The sequence below is a fragment of the Kordia sp. genome, assembly GCF_050633145.1.
GTDB lineage: Bacteria > Bacteroidota > Bacteroidia > Flavobacteriales > Flavobacteriaceae > Kordia.
The window spans coordinates 41,531-53,077 of sequence record NZ_JBOEFY010000068.1 but is presented as its reverse complement, the minus strand read 5'-3'; the positions used below and the strand labels follow the sequence as shown (position 1 = coordinate 53,077).

The window sequence follows — 11,547 nt, the reverse complement described above, 5'->3', positions numbered from 1 at the left end:
AAAATAAATTTATTAAAAAAATACTCAAAAATAGAAGACTTTAAAATAAATGATAAAGTAATAGGGTAATGTAGTAAAATAGGTCATAGACTGAAAAATAATTTTAAAACACTAAAAACCAATGATTAAAGCAAAATTTGATTATTGGTTTTAAACGTTCTTTGATATGTTAGTAAAAAAGAAAATCTCTTAGAAGGCTTAAAATATAGTTTTCTTAAATCGACATGTAGTAAATTAGGTCATGGAAAAAACAAACTGTCCTAATTGTCATAAAGAATCTGTTAAGAATGGTTTTCAAAATAATAAACAACGTTATAAATGTAAATCATGTAACAAGCGATTTCAATTGAATTATAATTACAAAGCTTATAATTCAGGAACAAATAAGCTAATCAAAAGTTTACTTAAAGAAGGCTGTGGAATCAGGAGTATTTCGAGAATAATTAATATTTCTAGTAAAACAGTTCTTTCAAGAATGTTGAAAATAGCTAACGAAATTAAGATTCCAGTGCAATCTCTACGACAGTTTTAAAATAAACTGTCCCATTTATGGGAAATCACTCAAATAGNNAAATAGAGTGAGTTAAGAATTACTATTTAAAATCCACTATATTTATAAAAAGGGAGGTGTCAAAAAGATGCTTCTCTTTTCTTTTTTGTTTAGTGAATTGGTTTTAGATACATCCTTTACATCTATTTTTCTTGTTTTCTATACGTCTTAGCTGTTTTTGTTGTACAAAAGATGCTTTGTAGGTATCAAAATTGCTAGGAATTCCATGAAAAGATTCCTCGGGTGTGTTTCCGTTCAGACTCATCTGTGGTCGTATTTGGTTATATATAAGAACAGACTCTTCAAGAATAGCATAAAGTCTATTTCCATTAGGAATTTCCTGAGGAAATAGAAATTGGTGTTTTATCACTTTGTTAAGAGCTTCTACCATAGAGTTAGAAAACACTACATCTTTTTGAGCAATAATATGTTCAATAGGAACATCAGAAGAATTAATGAAACTAGAAACGATGGTGTTTACATTTTCACTTCCACCATCAGTCAAAAATTGTAGCTTCTCGGGTTTGTGTATTTCATTAGCAGAATGAAGTAACTCTTTAATTGCTAGAGCAGAAGGGCTTTTACAGATTTTATAACCAATAATGTACTTTGAAAAATGATCTATCAAAAAATGAATATAATGTTTTACGTTGTCTTTCGTTTTAAAAATGGTCACATCGGCACACCAAAGTTCGTTGGGTTTTGTTGTTCTAACAGGATGATAATGATCAGATTTTCGTTTTCGAGGTCTGTTCTTAAACCCAAGCAGTCTACAGTATTTGTAAAAGGTAGCAATACAACACTTCAATTTTTCATCACGAACAGCTTTAAGATATATCGAAGCTTTTGACCAATGTTTGTAATGGTCATCATTCATATATTGTTTAATCGTTTCTACTTCTGTTGGTAATAATTGATTTGAAAATCGCTTCACACACCATTTAAAATATGAAGCATTGCACTTGTGAATTATTATAGACTTATAATTCTCAAAGGTACTTCTTGAAATATTAAACACCTTAATAGCTTTTTCAACAGGGATTGTATCTTTAACAGAGAGAATCGTATTTACGACCAACTCTTTTTGTTGTTTAATAACCGATTTAATTCCTGTTACCTTAGAAATTACCTCATGAAAGGTATCGCATAGTTTGAAGTAACTTTGATTCCCCCGCTCCCGCTAGCTTGTAGCTAGTGGCGGCAACAGTAAGAAACCTATGTTATTTAAAGTAACATCAACAATAAGTACAGTGCAATCTCTACGACTGTTTTAAAATAAACTGTCCCAATTATGGGAAATCACTCAAATAGAGTGAGTTAAGAATTGCTATTTAAAATCCACTATATTTACAAAAGGGAAGTGTCAAAAAGATGCTTCCTTTTTCTTTTTTGTTTAGTGAATTGGTTTTAGATACATCCTTTACATCTATTTTTCTTATTTTCTATACGTCTTAGCTGTTTTTGGTGTATAAAATCTGCTTTATAGGTATCAAAATTGCTAGGGATTCCATGAAAAGATTCTTCGGGGGTATTTCCATTAAGACTCCCCCGCTCCCGTTAGTTTATAACTAGTGGCGGCAAGAGTAAGAACTTATGTTACTTTTACAACAATAAGTACAACAAAAAGCTATGCGTTATGTATAGCTTTTCGTATTTTAGATTTATGAGCAGAAACTACAAATTTCATAATAAAAGCGGTCTTTACTTTGTAAGTTTTGCTACTATAAATTGGATCGATGTTTTTACACGGCAAGTATATTTTGACGTATTAGCAGAAAGCGTAAATTATTGCAGAAAAGAAAAAGGCATGGAATTGTATTGTTATTGTTTTATGCCAAGTCATGTACATTTTATATTTCGATCAGCAAATGATCAGCCTTCAGAATTACTCAGAGATTTTAAACGACATACATCCAAAGAGATCATAAAAGCCATACAAAACAATCCACAAGAGAGCAGAAAAGAATGGTTGCTATGGATGTTTGAACGTGCTGGAAAAAAGAATGCCACTACAAGTAAATACCAATTTTGGCAACAGCATAACAAACCTATCGAATTATGGAGTGAAAAGGTCATCAATCAAAAAATAGATTATATACACAACAATCCTGTGCAAAGTGGTTTCGTTATAAATCCAATTGATTGGAAATATTCAAGTGCTCAAAATTATCAAGAAGATGACACTATTTTAGAGATTGATAAAATTGGTTTTTTAGCATAATCAAGAATATACTAATCTAGCTTTAACATCATAATTAATAGTATCACGCGATTCATTTCTAGACATTGCTTTAAGCTTCGGTAGACACCAATGTAGAAGCATTTTATATCAAAGATTTTGCTATCTTTACCGTGGTAGAAACCCAAGAAGTTACTGGTTTTTTACCAGACGTTCTTTCATATAACGATTACTATCCGTATGGAATGTTACTTCCTAAAAGACATGCATCCGATGAATCCTACCGTTATGGCTTCCAAGGACAGGAAAAAGATGATAAACTAAAAGGGAAAGGGAATTCTTTGAACTATAAATATAGAATGCATGACCCTAGGCTTGGAAGGTTCTTTGCTAGGGATCCGCTTGCGCCTATATACGCATACAATTCTCCTTATGCTTTTTCTGAAAATAGAGTTGTTGATGGTGTGGAACTTGAAGGTTTAGAGTTTGTGCTTCCAATAAACCCAGCAGCATATAGACAAGGAACAGAAGCTGTGGCTACTAATATATTAGGGTTAAAAGGTGATGAAAAGGACGAGTACGTAGAGCGTGAAATGAAAATTATGTTTACTGGAGCACGAGATGGAAGTTTAATCGCTGGCGCAATTATATTCGATCTTTTTGTTACTAAAGGAAAAATGTCAATGGCTTTGGCAACTTCAGATATGTTCCAAGCTATGAATGAAACAGACAAGGCACATGCAGCAATAGTAAGGGGAGATTTAGTAGCAGCAGAGCAACATTATAAAAAATCTGCGGAATATTCTCAAAGCATGATGTTTGAATTGTTAGGAGGTTTAACTGGGTATGGTTTAGGAAAAATTACTAAAGTTGTAAGAATAAGAAGGTCATTAGGAGTTACTGCTGAAATGAAACCTTGTGGATGTTTCACTTCAGGAACTCAGGTATATACTAATGATGGATATAAAAATATTGAAGAAATAAAAGTTGGGGATTTAGTATGGGCTTATGATGAAAAAACTGAAGGTTTAGCATTAAAAAGAGTTTCTGATACTTTTAGCCGTGAATTTACACAGGTCTATAAAATATATTTTGAGGATGAAATAATAGAAGCTACGTATGAGCATCCATTTTTTATTGGAGGTAAGTGGGTAAAAGCTCAGGAAATTAAGGTAGGAGATAGTTTAACATTATATGACGGAACTACCACCACTGTTGATAAAATTGAGCTTGTAAAAGGGAAATTTAAGGTTTATAATTTTACAGTTGAAGATTATCATACCTATTTTGTTTCTCAAAGCAATGTTTTAGTTCATAATAATGACCCATGTAAGTGGATTGCAAAGTCTACTAGAGCTGGAGATGTTTTCACAGCAGATACAGCTAATTTGTTAGAAGCATTTTTCCCTGGGAAAATTAAGGTAATAGATAAGATTGTTACTAAAAGAACTGCTAGAGGGCTTATGCAAACTGATATAGATATAAATTGGGCAGATGAAGTATGGGTTGAGATAAAATCAAGTGCTAGTAGAGAAGGATATGGTACGCCAAGACAAATTAAAAATCAGTTGACATTAGCCAAAGAAAGGGGTATGGATTACATATATTACAATAAAGAAAGGCTTTCACCCCAACAATTAAAAAACTTAGATGAATGGGGAGTTGATCCAAAAAATATCATTCATGGTGATAATATAGAACTTTTAGCAAAAAAATTAAACGGTAATTAATTATGTCTGGATTTAGCACAACTATAATTTTTAAAGAAAAATTTAATAAAAAAGATTTAGTAAATATTTTAAACAATCTAACCGAAGTAAAATACTATGATTCTGAATATGAAAAAAATGGTTATGATCTTTACATTCATATAGGAGATGAAACGGATGAAAATATTGGACAGTTTGCTACAATAAATTATTATGATAATTTTTTGTCAGATGATTCTACTACTGAATCTTTTTGGGATGAAATAAATTCCTTTGAAGAAAAATTCACCTATTTTATAGATATCTTTTACATGTCAGCTAACCCATATACCAATCAGCATATGTTCAAACTATTAGGTTTACTAGGTGAAGTGTCTAAATTCTATTTTACAAATCAAATAATAGAAGGCAATGGAGTAGAAAAGCATATTATAAAAGAATTAAATTCTTATAATGAAATTCTTCTTTTATCATCAGACATAATTCCTGTAATAAACAAAAATGAAAAGTTAATTGAACAATTGGGTGTTAGTTAAAACGGATAATGGTTCAAACTGGTGCTGTGCAATCTCTACGACTGTTTTAAAATAACGTGTCCCATAAATGGGAAATCACTTAAATAGAGTGAGTTAAGAATTACTATTTAAAATCCACTATATTTATAAAAAGGGAAGTGTCAAAAAGATGCTTCTCTTTTCTTTTTTGTTTAGTGAATTGGTTTTAGATACATCCTTTACATCTATTTTTCTTGTTTTCTGTTCGTCTTAGTTGTTTTTGGTGTACAAAAGATGCTTTGTAGGTATCAAAATTGCTAGGAATTCCATTAAAAGATTCTTCAGGTGTATTTCCATTCAGACTCATCTGTGGTCTTTCGTAGTTATAAATCTGAATAATTTCTGCTAATATTTTTTCAAGACTCGTTCTCGATAAAATATGTAATGGATATAAAACCTGTTTTTTAATAACTTTGTTCAATGCTTCTACCATAGAATTTGAAAATGCCTCTAATACCTTTATAGTCAGAGGAAAATTCCATAAAAGAAGACCTGATGGCTCAACTCATCATGTATTTAACGCAGTTAAAAAAGGCAGAACATGATTTTTTGAAGATTATCAATTAGGAAAGGTACTTACAAGACAAGAAATGAATAAATTATTTTCTAATTTAGAAGCAATAGATGCTAGATAATGAAAAAACAACTTAAAAAAAATCCATATTATAAATCCATAATAGACAAAGAATATGACCAAAACTTCAAATATTATGAAGATTTTGAAGTAGGCAATTATGTGTATTTATTTTTTTATCATCATAGGTTAATTTATCCATTAACTCATGATCTTTATGGACGTGTATTAGATAGAGGTCCTATCTTAATAAATAAAGCAACCAATAGCTACGAAAAAATTCACTATAATGAAAAAATTGTTGATCATTTTGAAAAAATTAAGCCTCTTATTTCGAATATGTTAATTCAAAATGATAGTAATTTTATCAAAAATATAACATACGATTTATTAATAGACTTAGTAAAAGAAAGGAAATACTTAAATTTACATGATCTTGATCTCATTGCAAAACTTTATAGCTTAGATGAAGATAAAATACGATATAATAGTGTTAATATGGATTTAAAAAAACCGCATACCAACTATGAACACATTGCACTATATTTATACGACAACTTTTCAGTAAAATGTCATACTGATTTTTTAGATGAACTGCATATAAAATATAGTATAATTGAAGTAGATAATACACCAGTACTTCTGATTCCAGATAAAAATTTACATTATTATGAAAATGAAGATAATGGGTAATGTATGTCTTGCAGTACTGTACTATCTCCGATAGTTTTACTATGATCTGTCCTATCTTTATGGACGGCAGATTGTTAAAAAAAGCATAGTATACCTTTTTAGCGAGTGAGCCAGTTGGAAAGAGGGGAAAACAACTTAGAGTTTCAAAATCAAAATCAAAATTCTAATATAAAAGGGAAGTCTTGAAAAAGTCTTCTCTTTTTACATATAATATTTCATAAGATACGGATATCTTTTTTTATAAAAAACGCCACCTCAGAAGAGAGATGGCGCTATCGATAATTAACCTTTAGTTTAATTATCTACCATAATTATAAAGCTAACAACAACTTTATAAGTTTTTATTCCTTTATTATTTTAATTGTTTTAGATCCATTTTCAGTATATAGCTTTAGAATATACATTCCACTTTGTAATTTGTTAATTTGTATCGTTTCAAGATTATTTTTAGTAGAAAGTACTAATTGTCCATTCATATTAAACACTTCAGCCTTTGTTAAAGCTATTTCTGGACTAGAAATATATACAACATCTTTAGCAGGATTTGGATGAATTGATAGCGTTGCTAATTCATCACTTTCTATAGAAAGTGTGGTAAAAGTATACGAAGTTGTTCCAGACAATCCTGATGCGTTTGCGTTTACTACAGGAGTAAATATTGCAGTTCCATCATCTTCCATATCGGCAGACATAAAACTTTTTAAAGGCGTTACTGTCGTTGCTAGTGCAGAATTGTTTTCCAAAATACTGATGCTTCCAGAAGTAGGAGATTGGTTCAATTGAATATCCACCATTGGAGAAGCCGTTCCACTAACCGGTGAAGGCAGTGAAATAGGACTTCCCAAGGTTTCCGTAATTAGATAACCATCAATAGATGCTTGTCCTACGGCACTTCCGTCGAAATAGGTCGCTCCAGCCCCATTTCCTAAGGAAGATGTTATTGTAGCTGTAATTCCATCAGGCAAAATAATGGTAAAACCATAGCTTTGTACTGAGGTTGCAAAGTTGTTAGCACTTGTATTTGGTACAGCAGTAATTGTATAATTAAAGCTTCCATTGTCAACTAAAGAATAGGTATATCCATCTTGTGCTTGTAGTTGACTAGAAAATAGACACAAAATAATGATGTATGTTAGTTTTGAAATTAATTGTTTCATGATGCTTTGTATTTAGTATTTTTTATCAATTTGTAATTGTTTTTTATTTGATAGCGATTAATTTGATATTGTTAATTTTATTATGAATCATATTTTAATTCCTTATAATAATTGTTTGCAAGGTATAATAGATATCATTTTTTTAAAATAAGAGATAGTACGTATATACTACGTATTGGTACTTATATTTAGGGTTTTAGTCCGCCTTGCTATTAGATTTTAGATCGTGCTTTCATACTGTTAGACTTTTTTTAGTTGTTATTAGGTACTTGTTCAGTGATTTGATAGGTACTAAAGTTTAAGAAGTTTCCAGGGTGTGCCAATACATTTTGTAGAATGAAAGGCGTATCAGGAATCATTAATTGAACTTATGCAAGGTTTTGTATTGTACTCTAGTAATCGAGTTAAAAAAGAAATTCAATTCGAGGGGTGGATAACAGATAGACCCGATTCGATTTTTTATGGACTGGAAATACTGAAGTCGTTACTGCTAAGTGTAGAGCAATTAAACGAATTGATCGTGAGTAAAATAAAAGTAAAACGTAAAAAGGAAGAACAGCGAAAAAAGGAACTTAAACTGTTCCAAAAAAAAGTAGAAAAACTCCATGAAGAGAACGAAAAGGAGTGCGAAGAACTAAAAAAAGTGGGTGTTCAAAGCCCTCTTTTTTTAGTTCAAATATTGGCATCCGTGGCACAATACCAGGACAAATATAATATTTTTAAAACAGGATCCTTTTACAAAAACTACAGATAAAAAGCTCGCGAGTACTTTTGCTTGTAAACACCAACCAGCAATAAATTATACACCATTTTGACAACTGTTTTATATTACTTCAAGATTCATCGGTATAGCATAATTTTTTAAAGCTTCATCAAAAGTTACTATTGAATCTGTTCTCAATTTATCATCTTCAATCATATACAACCTTTCTTACTGTAAAAAATTGCATTTACTCAAATATGTAAATGAACATTTTTCCTTTTATGGTATCGGAGAACCTACAATTTTCGGAGTCCATAAAAAAGGTTATTTTTAAAATGTTGACTAGATGTTGACTAGGATAGTAAAAATAAACTGCAATTAATTAAAATTTAACTAAATACGGTTTTTTGTTGTGGAGTCGGAGAGAAGGAGTTCGAACTTTTTGGAGGCGAATTTGAGGTTGATTAATTCGATGTTAAAAAAATAAAAATATCATAACTAAAAATAATATGAGTCATAAATTTAGAGTAGTTTTTCTTTTTCTAAATCTTCTTTAAGCTGTTGATGTTTTTCCCAAAATTGCATTTCTATTTTCTCAATAGTTTCCTCGTATTTTGGATGATTTTGCAATTGCTTTAATAATGGGTCTTCATTCATAAACAAAATTACCCAATATTGGAAATCATCTTGTAAACTAAATTTATCATAAGCTTCTATAGCTTTGTCTGGTATATTTTCATAAAGATAAAGCACAGCTAAACTGGCTTCTTTGTATATTGACTCTTCTTTTTCTAAGTAGTCTTTATATTTATTGAGGTATTGTTCAGCTTTCTTGGAAAACCCCATTTTATTATAAGTGTATGCAATTTTTATATTCTCTGCAGGATATAAATCAATTTTATTGGCAGCAAGTATGTCAATATATTTTTCATAATATAATAGTGCACTATCATAATCTTCTTGAAAATAATACAACTTCGCTAATTCTTGTGTGATATCAGTACGTGTTGTATCTTTTTTCCATTCTATCAGCATTTTACTTGTCAAGGATTTTAAATCTTTATTATTAGCATAATCTATAAAGTTTTTTAAATAGGGAGCGTACGGATTACTAGGATTATATTTTAAAGATTCTTCAATGTATTGTGAGGCTTCTTTAGTAAACCCGTTTTGAGCTAAAGCATTACTCAAATTTAGATAGATAAAGCTCTTAGATACAGAATCATTAGCTTCAATATTCAATTTAATCCCTTTTAATGCATAAGTGAGATATTTATTTGTATTTGGAATAGCTCGAGCATATAAATCCGATAAAATTAAAACTACTGATGAAGCATTAGGGTTGTATTCTAATGCTTTTTCCAAGTAAGGTATTGCCAACTTAAACTCGTTTACATTAATATAATATAGCGCTTTTGCAATCAGAGGTAATTCAGAAGTAGAATCATACAACAAGGAATTGTCTGCATATTCATTTAATTTGTCTAAATATTTTTTATCAATTTTATTTAAATCCAAATAAAAGTAACAAATAGCAATCTGTGCATAAGCGTTAGCATATTTGGAATCTTCTTCAATAGCTTTTTCAAAATTAACGATAGCCTTATTTAATCCTACTTCACTTCGTTCATTTTGCTTTTCCAAACCTTTTAAATAAAAATCATATGCGATGATATTTTCTGTTGGTTTTTTATCAATTAGCGCTAATTCTTTTGGTGTTACATTCGCTTCTATGGCAATAGCAATCTTTTTTGCAATAGTATTTTGAAGCTCAAAAACATTATCAAGTTTGTATTTGTATTGTTCAGACCAAATAGGACTATCGGCATTAACGTCTATCAATTGAATACTTAAAAGTACTTCACTTCCTATTTTTTGTCCACTTCCTTCAATCAAATAGTTTACTTGTAATTCTTCGGCAATTTCTGAAACGGTTTTAGGGTTACTTCTATATTTTTCTGTAGAAGTTCTACTGATCACTCGTAAATCTTTAATTTTTTGAAGATTATTAAGTGAAGATTCCATAACGCCATTTATAAAATATAAATTAGAATTGTCTTCACTTAAATTTTTAAAAGGTAAAAATGCAACCGACTTTTCCTTATTTACTTTAGATTCAACCGAAGTGAATTGGTCTTTAAAAAAGTAAATAATTGCAATAATTAATATGGCTGCGATTGCTATAATATATTTACTAACGTTTGTGTTTTTTATGATAGCTTCTTTCGTTTCTTCTTCATTTTTTTGTTCTGCATTCGACTCTTCTTCCTCTTTTTTCGTTTTTGTTTCACCAGGAGGATAGCCATAATATTCACGATAGCATTTTGTAAAATATGACGGGTTGCTAAAGCCAACTTCAAATGCAATTTCTGAGGAAGTATGTTCAGTTTCTAGTAATAACTCTGCTGCTTTCTGTAAACGTATTTCTCGGATAAACTGACTCGCAGATAAATTGGTTTGCTTTTTTATTTTTCTAAGCAAACTAGAGCGACTCATATTCATTTCACCTGCCAACTCAGAAACACCAAATTGCTCGTTAGAAATATTATCTAAAACTAAGGATTTAGCTTCTGATAAAAATGAATTTGAAGTATAATTTGAAGCCATTTTTTTGTTAACTGAAACAAATATAAGTAAAATTTAAAAACGGAATTTATCCAAAGGCATTTTTTGACAATATTATAAAATGCGCCATAATTTATAGTCTTGCTGCATAATTTATACTCTTGCGTTAAACTTCATAACTGTTGATTCATAGCTGTTTACTGTTGCTTCGAAGTTGGTCGCATCTTTGTGTTATCAAATTGAAACAATAATTCTTAAAACTTAAAATCATGAAAAAATCAATTAAAATTCAAGTAAGATACTTGGCTATAATAAGTATAATGGCAATGTTGTTAACTTCCTGTTCAGAAAAAAGCGGAGCCAAAAATACAACAGCCATTTCAGAAAAGGAAATAGCTAAACCAAATATAGATATTCATGGTGCTGTATTAACCGGAAATTTGAAAGCAGTTAAGCAACATATTGAAGCTGGAACTGATATTAATCAAAAAGAAGCGATGTCTGGATCTACACCTTTAATGTCAGCAGCCACTTTTAATAAACCTGAGATTGCTAAAGTATTGATCAATGCAGATGCAGATTTGTCTGTAAAAAATAATGATGGAGGAACAGCTTTGCACACGGCAGCATTCTTTGGACGTATCGAAATTGTACAATTACTTATTGATGCAAAAGCAGATAAAACTATTCGAAATAATTTTGGAGCTACACCCAGAGAAATAGTAACGGGCGATTTTGAAGAAATGAAACCTATTTACGAAATGCTAATTCTGCAATTACAACCAATGGGTTTTACATTAGATCTTAATGAATTACAAAAAGCACGTCCTGTTATAGCAATGATGCTACAATAAACATAAAAT

10 protein-coding genes and 1 pseudogene are annotated in these 11,547 nt (G+C 30.3%); 7 read left to right on the top strand and 4 right to left on the bottom strand.

The features are described from left to right. Positions 1 to 241 precede the first annotated feature (241 nt). A pseudogene (locus tag ACRBBL_RS24085) lies at positions 242 to 508 on the top strand (IS1/IS1595 family N-terminal zinc-binding domain-containing protein); the annotation flags it as partial. Between the two features lie 166 nt (positions 509 to 674). Here ACRBBL_RS24085 and ACRBBL_RS24080 read toward each other — a convergent pair. After that, on the bottom strand, positions 675 to 1,484 hold the full coding sequence (locus ACRBBL_RS24080) for a transposase (protein WP_431371651.1): 810 nt from the start codon (positions 1,482 to 1,484) through the stop codon (positions 675 to 677). Positions 1,485 to 2,213: 729 nt separating this feature from the next. Here ACRBBL_RS24080 and ACRBBL_RS24075 point away from each other — a divergent pair. The 3 genes from ACRBBL_RS24075 (at position 2,214) to ACRBBL_RS24065 (ending at position 4,974) form a co-directional block, all read left to right on the top strand. Then, positions 2,214 to 2,771 (top strand): REP-associated tyrosine transposase, encoded by a 558-nt coding sequence (locus ACRBBL_RS24075; protein ID WP_431371650.1) that lies wholly within the window; start codon positions 2,214 to 2,216, stop codon positions 2,769 to 2,771. Positions 2,772 to 2,902: 131 nt separating this feature from the next. Next, complete coding sequence (locus ACRBBL_RS24070) at positions 2,903 to 4,459, top strand: polymorphic toxin-type HINT domain-containing protein (protein ID WP_431371649.1); 1,557 nt, start codon at positions 2,903 to 2,905, stop codon at positions 4,457 to 4,459. Between the two features lie 2 nt (positions 4,460 to 4,461). Next, positions 4,462 to 4,974, top strand: a complete 513-nt coding sequence (locus tag ACRBBL_RS24065; protein WP_431371648.1) for a hypothetical protein — start codon at positions 4,462 to 4,464, stop codon at positions 4,972 to 4,974. A gap of 184 nt (positions 4,975 to 5,158) precedes the next feature. Here the strand turns inward: ACRBBL_RS24065 and ACRBBL_RS24060 are convergent, their stop codons facing one another. Next, positions 5,159 to 5,455, bottom strand: coding sequence for an integrase core domain-containing protein (locus tag ACRBBL_RS24060; protein ID WP_431371653.1), 297 nt, complete (start codon positions 5,453 to 5,455; stop codon positions 5,159 to 5,161). Positions 5,456 to 5,626: 171 nt separating this feature from the next. Here ACRBBL_RS24060 and ACRBBL_RS24055 point away from each other — a divergent pair, with 171 nt between their 5' ends. After that, on the top strand, positions 5,627 to 6,259 hold the full coding sequence (locus tag ACRBBL_RS24055) for a hypothetical protein (RefSeq protein ID WP_431371647.1): 633 nt from the start codon (positions 5,627 to 5,629) through the stop codon (positions 6,257 to 6,259). Positions 6,260 to 6,600: 341 nt separating this feature from the next. Here the strand turns inward: ACRBBL_RS24055 and ACRBBL_RS24050 are convergent, their stop codons facing one another. Further along, a complete protein-coding gene (locus ACRBBL_RS24050) occupies positions 6,601 to 7,416 on the bottom strand; it encodes a T9SS type A sorting domain-containing protein (RefSeq protein ID WP_431371646.1) in 816 nt (271 codons plus the stop codon). 520 nt (positions 7,417 to 7,936) lie between these two features. Here ACRBBL_RS24050 and ACRBBL_RS24045 point away from each other — a divergent pair. After that, the gene (locus ACRBBL_RS24045; protein WP_431371645.1) at positions 7,937 to 8,170 is read left to right on the top strand and encodes a hypothetical protein; all 234 of its coding nucleotides are present in this window, start codon (positions 7,937 to 7,939) and stop codon (positions 8,168 to 8,170) included. Between the two features lie 471 nt (positions 8,171 to 8,641). Here ACRBBL_RS24045 and ACRBBL_RS24040 read toward each other — a convergent pair whose 3' ends face one another. After that, positions 8,642 to 10,726 (bottom strand): helix-turn-helix domain-containing protein, encoded by a 2,085-nt coding sequence (locus tag ACRBBL_RS24040; protein ID WP_431371644.1) that lies wholly within the window; start codon positions 10,724 to 10,726, stop codon positions 8,642 to 8,644. Positions 10,727 to 10,953: 227 nt separating this feature from the next. Here ACRBBL_RS24040 and ACRBBL_RS24035 point away from each other — a divergent pair, with 227 nt between their 5' ends. Then, positions 10,954 to 11,538, top strand: a complete 585-nt coding sequence (locus ACRBBL_RS24035) for an ankyrin repeat domain-containing protein (protein WP_431371643.1) — start codon at positions 10,954 to 10,956, stop codon at positions 11,536 to 11,538. Positions 11,539 to 11,547 lie beyond the last annotated feature (9 nt).

Bases quoted from the DNA above. Each gene is read 5' to 3' on its own strand.
- ACRBBL_RS24050 (WP_431371646.1), bottom strand. From the start codon at position 7,416: ATGAAACAATTAATTTCAAAACTAACATACATCATTATTTTGTGTCTA.
- ACRBBL_RS24035 (WP_431371643.1), top strand. From the start codon at position 10,954: ATGAAAAAATCAATTAAAATTCAAGTAAGATACTTGGCTATAATAAGT.
- ACRBBL_RS24055 (WP_431371647.1), top strand. From the start codon at position 5,627: ATGAAAAAACAACTTAAAAAAAATCCATATTATAAATCCATAATAGAC.
- ACRBBL_RS24065 (WP_431371648.1), top strand. From the start codon at position 4,462: ATGTCTGGATTTAGCACAACTATAATTTTTAAAGAAAAATTTAATAAA.
- ACRBBL_RS24040 (WP_431371644.1), bottom strand. From the start codon at position 10,726: ATGGCTTCAAATTATACTTCAAATTCATTTTTATCAGAAGCTAAATCC.
- ACRBBL_RS24075 (WP_431371650.1), top strand. From the start codon at position 2,214: ATGAGCAGAAACTACAAATTTCATAATAAAAGCGGTCTTTACTTTGTA.